The 15,645-nt window shown below is 63.1% G+C and carries 12 protein-coding genes; 3 read left to right on the top strand and 9 right to left on the bottom strand.

Annotated elements, in window-relative coordinates:
* Positions 1 to 39 precede the first annotated feature (39 nt).
* Positions 40 to 1,434, top strand: coding sequence for an aspartate aminotransferase family protein (locus tag ACGYLQ_RS01420; protein WP_394439938.1), 1,395 nt, complete (start codon positions 40 to 42; stop codon positions 1,432 to 1,434).
* A gap of 33 nt (positions 1,435 to 1,467) precedes the next feature.
* On the opposite strand, the gene ACGYLQ_RS01415 is transcribed toward ACGYLQ_RS01420, so the two are convergent.
* The 7 genes from ACGYLQ_RS01415 to dapD form a co-directional block, all read right to left on the bottom strand.
* Positions 1,468 to 2,655 carry a lytic murein transglycosylase gene (locus ACGYLQ_RS01415; RefSeq protein WP_394439936.1) on the bottom strand — a complete coding sequence of 396 codons (1,188 nt, stop codon included), beginning with the start codon at positions 2,653 to 2,655 and terminating at the stop codon, positions 1,468 to 1,470.
* A 101-nt stretch (positions 2,656 to 2,756) separates the two neighbouring features.
* On the bottom strand, positions 2,757 to 5,027 hold the full coding sequence (rnr, locus tag ACGYLQ_RS01410; RefSeq protein WP_394439934.1) for a ribonuclease R: 2,271 nt from the start codon (positions 5,025 to 5,027) through the stop codon (positions 2,757 to 2,759).
* Between the two features lie 32 nt (positions 5,028 to 5,059).
* Complete coding sequence (locus tag ACGYLQ_RS01405; protein WP_394439932.1) at positions 5,060 to 5,629, bottom strand: TIGR04282 family arsenosugar biosynthesis glycosyltransferase; 570 nt, start codon at positions 5,627 to 5,629, stop codon at positions 5,060 to 5,062.
* Positions 5,626 to 6,771, bottom strand: a complete 1,146-nt coding sequence (dapE, locus tag ACGYLQ_RS01400; protein WP_394439930.1) for a succinyl-diaminopimelate desuccinylase — start codon at positions 6,769 to 6,771, stop codon at positions 5,626 to 5,628. The genes ACGYLQ_RS01405 and dapE overlap by 4 nt, the downstream gene beginning before the upstream one ends.
* Positions 6,772 to 6,872: 101 nt before the next feature.
* Complete coding sequence (locus ACGYLQ_RS01395) at positions 6,873 to 7,211, bottom strand: hypothetical protein (RefSeq protein ID WP_394439928.1); 339 nt, start codon at positions 7,209 to 7,211, stop codon at positions 6,873 to 6,875.
* 74 nt (positions 7,212 to 7,285) lie between these two features.
* A complete protein-coding gene (locus ACGYLQ_RS01390; protein ID WP_067261077.1) occupies positions 7,286 to 7,540 on the bottom strand; it encodes a GlsB/YeaQ/YmgE family stress response membrane protein in 255 nt (84 codons plus the stop codon).
* 57 nt (positions 7,541 to 7,597) lie between these two features.
* Positions 7,598 to 8,425 (bottom strand): 2,3,4,5-tetrahydropyridine-2,6-dicarboxylate N-succinyltransferase, encoded by an 828-nt coding sequence (gene dapD / locus ACGYLQ_RS01385; RefSeq protein WP_322328761.1) that lies wholly within the window; start codon positions 8,423 to 8,425, stop codon positions 7,598 to 7,600.
* Between the two features lie 173 nt (positions 8,426 to 8,598).
* On the opposite strand from dapD, the gene ACGYLQ_RS01380 reads away from it, so the two are divergent.
* A complete protein-coding gene (locus ACGYLQ_RS01380; protein ID WP_271688521.1) occupies positions 8,599 to 9,462 on the top strand; it encodes an LOG family protein in 864 nt (287 codons plus the stop codon).
* A gap of 25 nt (positions 9,463 to 9,487) precedes the next feature.
* On the opposite strand, the gene ACGYLQ_RS01375 is transcribed toward ACGYLQ_RS01380, so the two are convergent.
* Both ACGYLQ_RS01375 and ACGYLQ_RS01370 read right to left on the bottom strand, forming a co-directional pair.
* The gene (locus ACGYLQ_RS01375) at positions 9,488 to 10,453 is read right to left on the bottom strand and encodes an NAD(P)H-dependent flavin oxidoreductase (RefSeq protein WP_394439926.1); all 966 of its coding nucleotides are present in this window, start codon (positions 10,451 to 10,453) and stop codon (positions 9,488 to 9,490) included.
* Between the two features lie 3 nt (positions 10,454 to 10,456).
* Positions 10,457 to 12,070, bottom strand: a complete 1,614-nt coding sequence (locus ACGYLQ_RS01370; protein WP_394439924.1) for a GMC family oxidoreductase — start codon at positions 12,068 to 12,070, stop codon at positions 10,457 to 10,459.
* A 280-nt stretch (positions 12,071 to 12,350) separates the two neighbouring features.
* Between ACGYLQ_RS01370 and ACGYLQ_RS01365 the strand changes: the two genes are divergently transcribed.
* Positions 12,351 to 15,551, top strand: coding sequence for a CHASE domain-containing protein (locus tag ACGYLQ_RS01365; protein ID WP_394439922.1), 3,201 nt, complete (start codon positions 12,351 to 12,353; stop codon positions 15,549 to 15,551).
* Positions 15,552 to 15,645: the final 94 nt, after the last annotated feature.

The raw sequence follows: 15,645 nt of genomic DNA, 5'->3' as shown, positions 1-15,645 counted from the left end.
GCGAAGCTTATTTTTCATGCAAATAGAAGGTGCATCCCCATGCCGCCCATCACGAATCACCTCCCCACCGCGGACCTTCAGGCGCTGGATGCGGCGCATCACATGCATCCTTTCACCACCAATGATGAGTTGAGCGACAAGGGCGCGCGCATCATCACAAGGGCCAAGGGCATCTACCTGACCGACAGCGAGGGGAATGAGATTCTCGATGCGATGGCGGGGCTGTGGTGCGTGAACCTTGGCTATGGCCGCGAAGAGATGGGCAATGTCGCCGCGCGGCAGATGAACGAACTGCCCTATTACAACACCTTCTTCCAAACGACCCATGTGCCCGCCATCGCGCTGGCCAAGGAACTGGCCGATCTGGCCCCCGGGGATCTGAACCACGTCTTCTTTGCCGGGTCCGGGTCAGAGGCGAATGACACCAATCTGCGCATGGTCCGCACCTATTGGGCGCAAAAGGGTAAACCTGAAAAGAGCCATATTATCAGCCGTAAAAACGCCTATCACGGCTCTTCGGTCGGCTCGGCCAGTCTTGGCGGGATGACCTATATGCATGAGCAAGGTGGGCTGCCGATCCCCGGCATTCACCACATCGGCCAGCCCGATTGGTATGCCGAAGGCGGGGATATGGCGCCCGAAGATTTCGGGCTGAAACGCGCGCAGGAGTTGGAAGCGAAGATCGTCGAGCTGGGCGCGGACAAGGTCGCGGCCTTCATCGCCGAACCGGTTCAGGGCGCGGGCGGGGTCGTCGTGCCGCCCAGCACCTATTGGCCCGAGATTCAGCGCATTTGCGACAAACACGACATTCTGCTGATCGCTGACGAGGTGATCTGCGGCTTTGGTCGGACGGGCAATTGGTTTGGCTCGCAAACCATGGGCATCAAGCCGCATATCATGACCATCGCCAAGGGTCTGAGTTCGGGCTATGCGCCCATCGGCGGGTCGATCGTTTGCGACGAGGTGGCTGAGGTCATCAACGCCTGCGAGTTCAACCACGGCTACACCTACTCCGGCCACCCGGTCTGCGCCGCCGTGGCGCTGGAAAACCTGCGGATCATGCAAGAAGAGAACATCGTCGCCCATGTTCAAAACGTCGCCGCCCCCGCGCTGAAAGAGGCGCTGGACAAGCTGGGAGAGCATCCGCTGGTGGGCGGGGTGAACGTATCGGGCCTGATGGCCTCCCTCCCACTGACGCCTCAGAAGGAAAGCCGCGCGAAATTCGCCGATAGCGGCACCGCCGGGTACATTTGCCGCGAACATTGCTTTGCCAACAATCTGGTGATGCGCCATGTCGGCGACCGGATGATCATCTCCCCGCCGCTGATTATCACCCCGGAAGAGATCAAGATCTTCGCCGAACGGGCGACCAAGGCGCTGGATGCGACCTATGCCGATCTGAAAGACAAGGACATGCTCAAAGCCGCGTCCTAAAACATCGGGCTGCCCCCAATCGGGGGCGGCCCCTCACTCGGCGCGCAGTCGGGCCAGCAGCCGGGGGGAGGCATAGCCATCGGGCGCGATCCCCTCGGCCTTTTGATAGCTGCGCACGGCATTGACGGTCAGCGGCCCGATCTTGGCGTCGATCTTTTGCGTGTCAAAACCCGCCTCGGTCAGCAGGGTCTGCAATTCGATCCGCTCATCAAAGCTCAACGCGCGGTCTTCGCGGGGCCAGTCCTGCTGTATCTCGCCCGCGCCGCCGATGCGGTCGGCCAGATGGCCCACACCAATGACATAAGCATCCGCCGTGTTATAGCGCTCGATCACCGCGAAATTGGGGAAGATCATAAAGGCGGCCCCCTCGGCGCCCGCGGGCAGCAAGATCGACGCCGGGCCATGATCCGCCACCGCCCCACCATCGAGCGCGGTGACGCCAAGGTCGGCCCATTCCGCCGAGGTCTTGGTCACCGCGCGGTCGGCCAGCAGATAGTCGAACCCCTCGGGCAGAGCCACTTCGACACCCCAAGGCTGCCCTTTGGTCCAGCCGAAATACTTGAGATAGGCGGCGGTAGAGGCCAGCGCATCGCTGGGGTCATCGCCCCAGATGTCGCGCCGCCCGTCGCCATCCCAATCGACCGCATGGGCGTGGAAGGACGAAGGCATGAACTGCGTATGCCCCATCGCGCCGGCCCAAGAGCCGCGCAATTGATCGGCATCGGTATCGCCCGCCTGAAGGATGCGCAGGGCGTCGAGGAGCTCGCCTTCGAAAAATTCCGCCCGCCGCGCGTCATAGGCAAGCGTGGCCAGTGAATCCAACACCCGATCCCCGCCGCGGAAGCTGCCATAGGCGCTCTCAAGCCCCCAGATCGCGGTGACGATCTCTTTCTCGACACCGTACTTCACTTCGATCTCTTCCAGCGTGCGCTGCCATTGGGCGAGCGCCTTCTGCCCGTTCTGCACCCTCAGATCCGAGGTGGCGGTGATGCCTTGTTGCAGGGCGCGGGGGCGGAATTCTTTCACCCAAGCGCGCAGCCCGGCATCGTCGCCGCTGGCTTCTGCCGCGGGTTCCTGCGCCGCTGGCGACACGGCGGCCAGCACGGCCTGCGGCGCGCGCGGCGCGGGGCGCAGGGATTCAGTCGGGCCAGACCCAAAGGCCGGCGCCCCCATGCCAGCGGTCGCCAGAATGCCTGAAATCATCGCGTAGTGCCGGATCATAATCGCCTCACCTCATAGAGTTACGGCAAATCCTATGCCCGCCCCGCCCCGGTGGAAAGGGAGGGGGGCGGCCATCCGCGAAGCTCCGCCGGTTTGCCGTCTTAGCGGCGGGTGCGGGTCACTTTGCGTTTGATCTTGTCCTTCTTGCGCTTGGCCTTCACGGCCTTGCCGCGCGGCTTGCTACGGCCCGCCGGGCTGCGGCGGCCACCACCCCCGCCCTGTTTGACCTTTTGGTCTTCAATCTCAAGCAATTCCAGCGCGATGCCCCCGGTTACGGGGACCGCCTCGGCCAGTCGTACGGTGACACGCTGGCCAAGGCCGATTGTCATCCCGGTGTCCGAGCCCATCAGCGTCTGCGCCTCGGCGTCGTGGTGGAAATACTCCCGCCCGAGCGAGCGCATCGGCACCAGCCCATCCGCGCCGGTCTCGTCCAGCTTCACGAAAGCACCAAAACGCGCAATGCCGCTGATCCGTCCGGTGAACTCGTTGCCCACGCGCTCCGACAGGAAGGCGGCAAGGTAACGGTCGGTCGTGTCACGCTCGGCCACCATCGAGCGCCGCTCGGTGTCGGAGATATGCGCGCCGGTCTGCTCCAGCCCCTCAATCTCTTCGGGCGTCAGCCCATCCTTGCCCCAACCATGCGCCGTGATCAGCGCGCGGTGCACGATGAGGTCGGCATAGCGGCGAATGGGCGAGGTGAAATGCGCGTAGGAGCGCAGCGCAAGGCCGAAGTGCCCGATATGCGCCGGGCCATAATAGGCCTGCGTCATCGAGCGTAGGGTGCTGAGGTTGATCAACTCCGCGTCATTGGTGCCCGCCGCCTGATCCAGCAGCCGGTTAAGATGCGCAGTTTGCAGCACCTGCCCCTTGGCCAGCGTGAAACCCGCCGCCTGTGCGGTTTCACGCAGGGATTCGAGCTTCTCCGGCGAGGGTTCCTCGTGGATGCGGAACAGCAACGGGGTTTTCTTTTTGATCAGCGTCTCGGCGGCGGCGACATTGGCCAAGACCATGAACTCTTCGATCAGCCGATGCGCGTCGAGCCGCTCGCGGAAGTTCACCGACTTCACCTTGCCATCCTCGCCCAATTCGATGCGGCGTTCCGGCAGGTCCAACTCCAGCGGCTGCCGCTCGGCGCGGGCGGTCTTCAGCGCGTCATAGGCGGCGTAGAGCGGCTTCAACACCGGCTCCAACAGCGGCCCGGTGCGGTCGTTCGGATTGCCGTCGATGGCGTCCTGCACTTCCTCGTAATGCAGCGAGGCAGGCGAGCGCATGAGGCCACGGTGGAAGCTGTGGCCGATTTTGTTGCCCTTGGCATCCAGCACCATGCGCACGGCGATACAGGCGCGCGGCACGCCCTCGTGCAGAGAGCAGAGGTCACCCGAAAGCCGGTCCGGCAGCATCGGCACCACGCGGTCAGGGAAATAGGTGGAGTTGCCGCGCTTGCGCGCCTCGCGGTCCAGCGCGGAGCCGGGGGTCACATAGGCGGCGACGTCGGCGATAGCGACCCAGAGCACATGGCCACCCTCGTTCTTGGGGTCATCGTCGGCATGGGCATAGCAGGCGTCGTCATGGTCGCGCGCATCGGATGGGTCGATGGTGACCAGCGGCAGATCGCGCAGGTCTTCGCGGCCCTTCAGCCCCTGCGGCTTGGCGGCATCGGCCTGTGCGATCACATCGTCGGGGAAGTCGTCGGGGATGCCGTGCTGGTGGATCGCGATGAGCGAGACGGCGCGCGGCTCGGACGGATCGCCCAGCCGTTCGACGATGCGCGCGCGGGGCGATCCCATGCGCGCCTTCGGTCCGGCCTGCTCGGCCTCGACCAGTTCACCGTCTTTCGCGCCATGGGTATGGTCGGCACCGACGCGCCATTCGCGATCCGTGCCCTTGTCGATCGGGACGATCCGCCCACCTTCGGCCGCTTTGCGGAAAATGCCCAGCACCTTGCGCGGGTTGGAGCCGATGCGACGAATGAGCCGGGCCTCATAGTGGTGATCTTCGCCTTTTACCAGCGTCAGCCGCGCCAGAATGCGGTCACCTTCGCCAAGCGCCGGATCACTCTCGCGCGGGATCAGCAGAACGATGGGTTCTTTCCCCTCGCCATGCCACTCCATCGGCTTGGCAAAAAGATCGCCATCGCTGTCCGGCCCCGTGACCAGCAAGACCGAGACCGGCGGCAGGCGGTCGGGATCCTGATAGCTGCGCTTGCGCTTTTCCAGATGGCCCTCGGCCTCCAGCTCTTTCAGCACGCGCTTCAGGTCGATCCGCGCCGCGCCTTTGATGCCAAAGGCTTTGGCGATGTCGCGCTTGGCGGTCAGCGTGGGGTTCTGTTCGATCCAGTCGAGGATCTCGGATTTGCTGGGTATCTTGCTCATACCTCAGCAGGTAGCACGCAGCCCCCCTGTCGTCATGGCAAATCGTGAATTTCGTCCACGTCGCGCAGGGTAGAGACTTCGGCAATGCGGCAGCCCGGTAGGGTCGCGCGGCTGTCGGACAGCGCATGGGGGACAGACCAGCGCACCCCGTCAAAGAGCGTGGGCGGCGCACGGCGGGGATGTTTTAGCCCTACGAGCCAATAGCCGCCATCGGGCGCCGGGCCAAACACCGCGTCATGGTTGCCAAGCGCATCGAATGCCCGCGCCAGTTCCTTGCGGTTGATGCCCGGAATGTCCGCCCCGATCACACAGGCCGGCCCCGGCGCGCTGCGCAGCATCCGCGCCATACGGTCGCCCAGATTGCCCCTGCCCTGCGGCCAACGCGGCAGATGCGCGGGCCAGACGCGGCTTTGCAGCCCTTCCACGTCCGGGGCCACGGCCAGCACCACCTGCCAACGGGGGTCTTCGATCCGACGCAACAGGCGGCGCGTTTGGTGGCGAAACCACCAAGCCGCGCCGACCATGCCGATGTCGCGGCCCAGACGGGTTTTCACCCGACCGGGGCGCGGCTCTTTCACCATGACGATGAGCGTTGGTTTCACGTGAAATAATTCCGCAGCACGCGCCCGTAGATGGATTTGAGCTGTTCGATATGTTCGACCCGCACATGCTCATCGACTTGGTGCATGGATTGGCCGACCAGACCAAACTCCACAACCGGGCAATGCGCCTTGACGAAACGCGCGTCAGAGGTGCCGCCGGTGGTGGAAAGCTCGGGCTGCACGCCCGTCTCAGCCTCAACCGCGCCCGCGACCAGATCGGACAGGGCGCCCGGCGGGGTGATGAAGCTTTCGCCGGATATCTTGATCTCCACATCCACTTGCAGGCCGAACTCCTTGGCGATCTTATCCGCCTCGCTCCTCAGCCAGTCGCTGAGGCTTGCGCCCGAATGGTGGTCATTAAACCGGATGTTGACCGCGCCGCGGCATTGCGCCGGGATCACATTGGTTGCCTTATTGCCGGTGTCGACGGTCACCACGGCCAGCGTCGAAGGGTCGAAGTGATCGCTCCCCTGATCCAACTCATGGCTGGCCAGACGATCCATCAGCCGCACCATCGCGGGCAGTGGGTTGTTCGCGCGGTGCGGATAGGCCGCATGGCCCTGTTTGCCGGTCACTTTGAAATGCGCGTTCATCGAGCCGCGCCGCCCGATCTTGATCATGTCGCCCATGGTCTCGGGGCATGTCGGCTCCCCCACAAGGCAGACATCCATCCGCTCGCCGTTCTCCGACATGTAGTCCAAAAGAGCCGTGGTCCCGTCGAGGGCATCGCCCTCTTCATCCCCGGTGATCGCCAGCACGATGGAGCCATCGGGCGGCGTGTCCTTCACGAAATCCACCGCCGCTGCGACGAAAGCCGCCACGCCCGATTTCATATCCGTGGTGCCCCGGCCATACATGATGCCGTCCTTGATCTCGGCCCCGAAGGGGGGCATCGACCAATCCGCCTCATCCCCGATGGGCACGACATCGGTATGACCGTTAAAGCCGAAGGACTTGGTGTTGCCCTTGTTGCCCCAGCGGGCAAAGAGGTTGCAGATGCCGCCCCGGTCGACGCGCGTACAGTCGAAACCCGCCGCGCCCAACACCTCTTCGAGCACTTCCAGCGCCCCATCGTTCGCGGGGGTGACAGAGGCGCAGCGCACCAGTTTCGCGGTGAGATCAACAGGGTCGAGACCGGACATATCGGCTCCTTTTCAGGGGTTATCGCTTGTCCGGTAACTTGTGTGGGCAAATCGCGCCAATGCCAAGGGGGCGCATTGCAATTCCCCGTGTGGGGCGCGGGTCAGTCGTAAAAGGGGGTCATTTGCGCGACGATGACCGAGTTTTCTTCCAAAGCGCGCTGCATCAGGGCGCGTTCCTCGGCGTCGATCTCCTGACCTTCGGCTTCGCGCTCTTCCAGCGTGCCGTAGCCGGTCACGTCAAGCGGGTTGGTATCGGCCTGTTTGAGGATCGCCACCGTCTCGCGCACGGCTTCGGCCTCGTCGATACCAGGGGCGAAACACATCAGCGCAGCACCGGTGGCCTTGTCGGGCAGACCGTCACCATCCTTGCGGCCGATCTGAACCAAAAGGGTAAAGACCTGCTGGCGCGAAGGTTTCTTGGTTTTCTTGGGTTCAGACATGATAAGGGCCGCCGATTGCTTTCGGCAGCCCTAACCGTTTCACTTGGATTTGGAAAGGGGCCGCGCCCCTGCCCCTAAGTCTTGCCGCGGACCATCCGTGTGACCCAGATCAGCAGGCAGGCACCGATGACGCCCACCACCAACTGACCGAACCAACCGCCCAGCGTGCTGCCGACGATCAGCATCAAGAGCCAGTTCGCGACCAAGGCACCCAGAATGCCGAGGATGATGTTCATGATCAGACCCATGTCCGATTTCATGATCTTTTCCGCGATCCAGCCCGCAAGGCCGCCCACGATGATTGCGGCAAACCAACCGATACCCGTCATGTCGTCAATCTCCTTTAAATTCAGGTCTCAACGCCATGACGGGGTATTTGGTTCCGTTCAGTCGCGCAGCAGTTCGTTGATCGAGGTTTTGGAGCGGGTCTTGGCGTCCACCCGTTTGACGATCACGGCGCAGTAGAGGTTCACGTTGTTCTTCGACGGCATGGTGCCCGCCACGACGACCGAACCTGCGGGCACTTCGCCATACATGATCTCGCCGGTTTCGCGGTCGACGATCTTGGTCGACTGGCCGATGAAGACGCCCATGCCCAGCACCGAGCCTTCGCGCACGATGCAGCCTTCGACGACTTCCGACCGTGCGCCGATGAAGCAATTGTCTTCGATGATGGTCGGCCCCGCCTGCATCGGCTCCAACACGCCGCCGATACCGACGCCGCCCGAGAGGTGCACGTTCTTACCGATCTGCGCGCAGGAGCCGACCGTGGCCCATGTGTCGACCATGGTGCCAGAATCGACATAGGCGCCGATGTTCACGAAAGACGGCATCAGCACCACGCCCGGTGCGATATAGGCCGAGCGGCGCACGACGCAGTTCGGCACGGCGCGGAAACCGGCCTCTTTCCACTCGGTATCGCCCCAGCCTTTGAACTTGCTGTCGACCTTATCCCACCAGCCAGCGCCCTGCGGGCCGCCTTCTTGATGTTCCATGTCCTTGATGCGGAAGCCCAGCAGCACGGCCTTTTTGGCCCACTGATTGACATGCCACTGACCGTCGTCCTGCTTTTCCGCCACGCGCAGCTTGCCGCTGTCGAGCGCGTTCAACGTCTCTTCGATGGCGTCGCGCACTTCGCCAGTGGTGGCGGAGGTGATCTGATCGCGGGTATCCCAAGCGGCTTCGATGGCGGTTTCAAGTTGGGCGTTGGACATGGGGCGAGTCTCCGAATGATGAAAAGGCCTTTTGAGGGCTATAGCCTTGCACTGCCTAGGGTGCAATTGCCGGGCGATGAGGGGCGTGGTCATTCGCCGAACAACAGGGCATCTTGACCTAAGCGGCCATCGCGCCACCTGAGCCAAGCCCCAGACCAAGGAAAGACCCGAGGATGACCGACGAACACCGCCACCCCCTGCGCCGCGCCAATGTAGACCGCGCCAAAGCCCAAGACGCCCCCGACACGCCCCAAACCCGCGCGCCTGCCTATCGTCTGGCCTTTACCGACGATGACTTCATGTGCCGCGATGAGCTGCGCCCGGTGCGTCTGCAACTGGAGCTTCTTAAGCCCGAGCTGCTGCTGGACGCCCATGGCATCCAATCGACCATCGTGCTCTTTGGCGGCGCGCGCATTCCCGAACCGGCCGAGAAACACACCGCCCGGACCAAGACGCTGGCCGATCTGTCGCGTTTTTATGACGAGACGCGCACCTTTGCCCGGCTGATGACCGAAAAGTCGATGGAAAGCGGCGGCACCGAGAACGTCATCGTGACCGGCGGCGGGCCGGGTGTGATGGAGGCGGGCAACCGCGGCGCGCTGGACGCGGGCGGCCATTCCATCGGGCTCAATATCGTGCTGCCGTTCGAGCAGGCGCCCAACGAATATGTCACGCCCGAGCTATGCTTCAACTTCCACTACTTCGCGATCCGCAAGATGCACTTCCTGATGCGTGCCCGCGCGATCTGCGTCTTCCCCGGTGGTTTCGGCACGATGGACGAACTCTTTGAGGCGCTGACGCTGATCCAAACGGGCCGCATGAACCGAGTGCCCTTCTTGCTGTTTGGCCGTGAGTTCTGGGAAAAGATCATCAACTGGGACGCGCTGGCCGATGCGGGCACGATCTCAGCCGAAGACCTCGACCTGTTCCGCTTTGTCGAAAGCGCGGATGAGGCGATGGAGGTGATCGAAAATTGGGAAACCGCCCCCGCCCGCGAACATGTGCCGGGCCGCGAAGAGGTCGAAGATCACGGCTAAGCCGCCTTGGCCCGCCCCCGCCCCGTTACCGGGTGAAGGTCTGGCCCAAGGCCGCTTCGGCCCCTTGGACGATATCGCGCAGGATATCAGCGGCGGGGCTGACCGCACCGATCAGCCCTGCCACCTCTCCGACAAAGGCGTTGGCGGTGCGGGCATCCCCCGCGGCCACCGCCGCCTGCCAGCGCGGCAGCTCCTGCGCCAGCGCGGCGCGCAACCCGTCGGGGTTGTCATGCCAGCGGTCGGTGAAATCGTTGCGCAAAACACGGCCCGTGTAGCGTTTGGGCCAATCATAGCCGCGCATGATGTCCGTCACGGTGCTGCGCAGTGTGTCGTCGCCGCAGGCCTTGAGCGCGGCCTCTCGCATCGCGGGGTGCACCAGCGCCTCTTCCGAGGCCCAGAAGCGCGAGCCGACGACCACACCGTCGGCCCCCAACATCAGCGCCGCCGCCAACCCGCGCCCATCCGCGACGCCGCCTGCGGCGCAGAGCAGCACCTCGGGCGCATGGCGGGCGATGTGATCCGCGACTTCGGGGACGAGTGTAAAGGTCGCGCGTTTCTCGCCGTGGCCGCCAGCCTCGGCCCCTTGGGCGACGATGATCTCGGCCCCCAGATCAATCGCATGGGCGGCGTCGCGCAGGGTTTGCACCTGACAGATCAACGGCACCTTTGCCGCGCGGATCGCGGGGAGGAACTCTGCCGGGTCGCCGAAGGAAAGAAAGATCGCCGTCGGATCACGGTCGAGCGCTTGTTCCAGCGCCTGCGGATGCTCTCGCAGCTTCCAAGTGATGAAACCGCAGCCGACCGATTGGTTGCTCGCCAGTTCCTGCTGCTCGGCGATCCAATCGCCGGCATCATAAGCCCCGCCGATCATCCCCAAACCGCCCGCGCCTGAAACCGCCGCCGCCAACCGCCCGCCTGCGGCAAAGGCCATCGGCGCTTGGATAATCGGGTGGTCGATCCCCAGCCGTTTGGTCAGCCGCGTGGTCAGCATCGCCTACCGCCCCGCCAGAATGGCATCAGCGGCTTTTTCGGCGATCATCACCGTTGGCGAAGCCGTGTTGCCCGATACGATCTTGGGCATGATCGACGCATCCACGACACGCAGACCGCCTAAGCCATGCACCCGCAGATCGCTATCGACCACCGCCATCGGATCGCTGCCCATCTTGCAGGTGCCGACGGGGTGGAAAATCGTCGTGGCGATGTCGCGCGCCTTGTCGAGCAGGTCTTCGTCGCTCTGCACGGCGGGGCCGGGCAGGATTTCCTCGGGCGCATAGGGGTGCAGCGCCTTGGCCGTCATGATGTGACGCGCCTGTTTCATCGCCGTGACCGCCACGCGTTTGTCATTCTCGGCGGAAAGATAGTTCAGCCGGATATCGGGCTGCACCGCGCTGTCGCGGCTGGTGAGATGGCAACTGCCGATGCTTTCGGGCCGCAGGTTACAGACCGAGACGGTGATCGCCGGGAAAGGGTGCAGCGGATCACCCAGCTTGTCGGTCGACAGCGGCTGCACGTGATACTCCAGATCCGGCGTTTCCAGCGCGGGGTCGGACTTGGTGAACATGCCGAACTGGCTGGGCGCCATCGCCAAGGGACCGCTGCGGCGCAGGAGGTATTCCAACCCCATCCGGCCCTTGCCCCAAATCGAATGGGTCATCGTGTTGAGCGTTTTGGTGTTCTGCACCTTATAGACAGTGCGGATTTGCAAATGGTCCTGAAGGTTCTCCCCAACGCCGGGCAGATCGTGCAGCGCGTTGATCCCCATGCCGCCTAAAAGGTCACCTTGCCCGATCCCCGACAGCTCAAGGATCTTGGGCGAATTAATCGCCCCCGCCGAAAGCAACACTTCGCCCTCGGCCTCGGCGCGCATCGCGCGGCCCTTATGGGTGAAACGCACGCCGGTCACGCGCTTGCCGTCCATGACCAGCCCATCGGTATGGGCATGGGTGATCACCCGCAGGTTGGGGCGCTTCATCGCAGGGCGCAGGAAACCGCGCGCCGTGTTCCAGCGCACCCCGCCTTTCTGGTTCACCTCGAAAAAGCCCGAACCTTCGTTGTCGCCATCGTTGAAATCCGCCCGTGGCTCGATCCCGAACTCCCGCGCGCCGTCTTGCACGGCCTCCAGAATGTCCCACCGCAGGCGCTGCTTGCTGACCTTCCACTCGCCCCCCGCGCGGTGCATCTCGCTGCCGCCCGCATGGTGATCCTCGGATTTCAAGAAATAGGGCAGCACGTCATCCCAGCTCCACCCGGCATTGCCCAGTTGCCGCCAATGGTCATAGTCCGCCGCCTGCCCGCGCATGTAAATCATGCCGTTCACCGAAGAGCAGCCGCCCAGCACCTTGCCCCGCGGGTAGGCCAGAGAGCGCCCGTTCAACCCCGCCTCGGGCGCGGTTTTCATCATCCAATCCGTGCGCGGGTTGCCGATACAGTAAAGATACCCCACCGGCACCTTTACCCAGTGATAGTTGTCATCCCCCCCGGCTTCGAGCAGCAGAACCCGATTGGCCGGATCGGCGCTGAGACGGTTGGCCAAGACACAGCCCGCGGTGCCCGCACCGACAATGATATAGTCATAGCGGCCCTCTAGCTGCGTTTCGTCGTTCATGGTGCTCTCTCCCGATATTCTGTCCCGCCTCCCCGGCCCGTCATTGGTAGAGCGCGCGGTGACGGGTCACAATCCCTGCCGTAAATCGCCCGGGCCCCCGCGGCCTTTGCCGCAAAGCCACAATCACCGCGCTTTGCATGCGCGGCGAATCCGTTTGTTGATTTTTTCGACCCATGGGTGAATATGACCGGATTGGACATACCCCTCCCGCGATGCGCGACGTTCATTTCGGGGAAAGATTTTGCCGCCATTTGGTGGCCAGAAACAAAGGCTTGAACTGGTGCGGCGACCCGAAATTATACTGTTTATCGGATGCCTCGCCATCACTTTAGGGGTGTTTCTTTATAGCAGTCGCAGCAACGACATCGCCGCCGAACGGACCTTTGATCGGATCGCAAAGGAAAGCCTGCAAAGCCTCGACGCGCGGATGCATACCTATTTGCAAAGCCTCAATGGCATCGCCGCCTTCATGAACGCCTCGGACGAGGTGACGGCCAGCGATTTCGCGCATTATGCCGATACGCTGGAGATCGACAGCTTCCTGCCCGGCATCAACGGCATCGGCTTTGTTGCCCCCGTTGCCAGAGGCACCGAAGAGGCGTTCATCGAAAAGGTCACCGCCCTCGGGATCGAGGATTTCCGCATCCACCCCGACACCGGCAATGCCGAGAAGATGGTGATCCAGTATATCTACCCCCAAGGACCGAATGCAGAGGCCGTGGGCCTTGATATCAGCTTTAACGAAGACCGCCGCCGCGCCGCCCTGCGCGCCCGTGAGACGCGAGAGCCGAAGCTGACGCCGCGCATCCTGCTGGTGCAGGACAAGACGCGCCAGCCCGGTTTCCTGCTGCTGCGCCCGGTCTATGCCGCCGACAACAGCCCGGCGCAGGAGACCGCCGGTTTCATCGGTTGGGTCTATGCGCCCTTTGTCGGGGCCAACCTGCTGTCCGGGCTGACCCCCGCTCAGGGAGAGTCCTATGACATCCAAGTCTACGATGGGCTGACCACGGCCCCCGAAAACCGGATTTTCGACAGCACGCCCGAAGGCATCGCCACCGGCCACCACAGCATCACCCAGACCATCGAACGCTTTGGCCGCCCTTGGACCGTTGTCCATGTCAGCACCGCCAGCTTTGACCGCGCCACCCATAGTGCCGTGCCGGAAATCCTGCTGGTCTCCGGCATCCTGCTGGCGATCCTGTTCTTCGTGGCCTTCCGCAGCCTGCGCCAGCGCAGCGCCGCGCTGAGCGAGCTTGCCGTACTTCGCGAACGCCAGATCGACGCCCATGAAGAGGAAAACCGCGCCGTTATCGAAAACGCGGTGACGCCCATCTTCTTGCTCGGCAGCAATGACCGGGTGCTCTTTGCCAACCAAGCGGCGCTGGTCTGCTTTGGCTATGGGCATGAGGCGCTCAAGGGGATGGAGTTCGGCGAACTCGTCACCGATCTGGTTGAGGATCACGACCACGAACAGGTCAACGCGGCGGGCAAGACCTGCTTTGGCCAAGACCTCAAGCTTGATCTGCAACGCAACAATTGGACCACCCACACCGGCGAACGGCGGGTGACCGCAATCGTGCGTGACCTGACCTCGGAACTGGCGGTGCAGGATGAGCTGGCGCGGAACAAGGCGCTCTATGACCTCGCCCTCGAAGGCGCGCAGATCGGTGTTTTCGACATCGACCTGCGCACCGGCAAATCCGAGGTGTCCGACACATGGCGGCGCATTCTGGGGATGGCGGATTTCGAGCGGCTGCCCGACCCGCAGGGGGAATTCCTCAAACGCGTTCACCCAGATGACCTGCCTCTGCTGACCCAGACTGATCAGGCCTGTATCTCGGGGCAGCAACAACGTTCCGTTACCGAATACCGGCTGAAGATCGGCACCGGTGAGTGGCGCTGGATGCGCTCTGACGCGGTGGTGACCGAACGCGATGAAAACGGCACCGCCCTGCGGATGGTCGGCACCCAGACCGATGTGACCGACATCGTCCACGCCCGCAACGCGCTTGAAACCAGCGAGCGGCGGTTTCGCCAAGTGCTGGCCGCGGCCCCGGTGGGCATGGCGATCTTGGGCGAAGGCGGCGTGTTCAACAGCGTCAACAGCGCGCTTTGCACCCTTTGCGGCTATAGCGAAGAAGAGCTTTTGTCGAACACCAAACTGGGCGATCTGATGCCCGAGGGCGATCTGCAAAAGCTCTACGGTGAGGTGCGCGGGCTGGTCGATTCCCGAAGCTCGCAGACCTATCAGGCCGAATACCGCATCACCCACAAGCTGGGCTATGAACGCTGGGGCCTGTTCAACGTCTCTTGGACCTACGACAAGAACGCCCGCGGCTATGTCTTTATCGTTCAGATCAACGACATTACCGACCAAAAGAAGCTGGAACAGATCAAGAGCGAGTTTGTCTCGACCGTCAGCCATGAGCTGCGCACGCCGCTGACCTCGATCAAAGGCGCTTTGGGGCTGATTGACACCACGGACAACAGCCGCTTCCTCCCCGCGCATATCCGCCTGATCGACATTGCCCGCAGCAATGCCGATCGGCTGTCGCATATCGTGAACGACATTCTCGACCTTGAGAAGATTTCATCGGGCGAAGTGCAGTTCGACTTCCATGATGTCGATCTGAACAAGGTGATCACCGACTCGGTCAACGAAATGTCGCCCTTTGCGATCACCCATAACAACACCTTGGGCCTGCAACTGCCCGACAAGCCGCTGACAGTTCGGGTGGATGAAAGCCGCACCCGGCAGGTGCTGGCCAATCTGATCTCGAACGCCTGCAAATACTCCGATGCCGAGAGCGAGGTGCAAATCCGCGCCGAGCGGCTGGAGGACCGGGCCATCGTCTTTATCCAGAACACCGGCCCCGGCGTGCCGGAAAACTTCCGCCCGCGCATCTTTCAGGCCTTCTCGCAGGCTGATGGCTCCGACACCCGCGCCAAGGGCGGCACCGGGCTGGGGCTCAACATCACGCGGCAGATCATCAAGCGCCAAGGCGGCACCATCGGGTTTGAAAGCATCCCCAACGGCGTCACCGTCTTTTGGTTCACCTGCCCCATTGCCGAGGCGCAGACCGCGCAAACGCCCGCCAGCCCCGACGTGGAAGCGGAGGAGCGGGACACCAAGCTACGCGTGCTGCATATCGAAGACGACATCGACTTTGCCGAGGTGATCCGCACCGGGTTGGACAGCGTGGCGGAGGTGACCAATGTCACCAACCTTGCCCAAGCGCGACAGTTGATCGGCCAGGATGAAGTCGACGTCGTGATCCTTGATTGGTCCCTGCCCGACGGCGATGCACGCTCTTTGCTGGAAGATATCACCCGCCTGCATCCCGCGGCCAAAATCATCAGCCTTTCCGCAGACAACAACCGCGAACCCGACCCCCGCGTGGGGATCAACCTTGTCAAATCACGGAGCGGGATCAGCTCGGTGGTCAACTCAATTACGGGGACAACCGCCCGCGCCTCTTAACCGGCGCGTTATAAACCGTGGCATTTCAGCGGAGTGACGCTAAAGTGCGACATGCCATATTATTGCCAATATGCTCTGGCATTTTGATTAAATT

Origin of the sequence: Sulfitobacter sp. 1A12779, from assembly GCF_043557315.1 — a bacterium.
Classification (GTDB): domain Bacteria; phylum Pseudomonadota; class Alphaproteobacteria; order Rhodobacterales; family Rhodobacteraceae; genus Sulfitobacter; species Sulfitobacter faviae.
This window is presented reverse-complemented; position numbering and strand designations above follow the sequence as displayed.

Coding starts and splice junctions, on each gene's coding strand:
- dapE (WP_394439930.1), bottom strand. CDS start 6,771: ATGTCCGGTCTCGACCCTGTTGATCTCACCGCGAAACTGGTGCGCTGC.
- ACGYLQ_RS01375 (WP_394439926.1), bottom strand. CDS start 10,453: ATGCTGACCACGCGGCTGACCAAACGGCTGGGGATCGACCACCCGATT.
- dapD (WP_322328761.1), bottom strand. CDS start 8,425: ATGTCCAACGCCCAACTTGAAACCGCCATCGAAGCCGCTTGGGATACC.
- ACGYLQ_RS01395 (WP_394439928.1), bottom strand. CDS start 7,211: ATGTCTGAACCCAAGAAAACCAAGAAACCTTCGCGCCAGCAGGTCTTT.
- rnr (WP_394439934.1), bottom strand. CDS start 5,027: ATGAGCAAGATACCCAGCAAATCCGAGATCCTCGACTGGATCGAACAG.
- ACGYLQ_RS01380 (WP_271688521.1), top strand. CDS start 8,599: ATGACCGACGAACACCGCCACCCCCTGCGCCGCGCCAATGTAGACCGC.
- ACGYLQ_RS01420 (WP_394439938.1), top strand. CDS start 40: ATGCCGCCCATCACGAATCACCTCCCCACCGCGGACCTTCAGGCGCTG.
- ACGYLQ_RS01415 (WP_394439936.1), bottom strand. CDS start 2,655: ATGATCCGGCACTACGCGATGATTTCAGGCATTCTGGCGACCGCTGGC.
- ACGYLQ_RS01390 (WP_067261077.1), bottom strand. CDS start 7,540: ATGACGGGTATCGGTTGGTTTGCCGCAATCATCGTGGGCGGCCTTGCG.
- ACGYLQ_RS01370 (WP_394439924.1), bottom strand. CDS start 12,070: ATGAACGACGAAACGCAGCTAGAGGGCCGCTATGACTATATCATTGTC.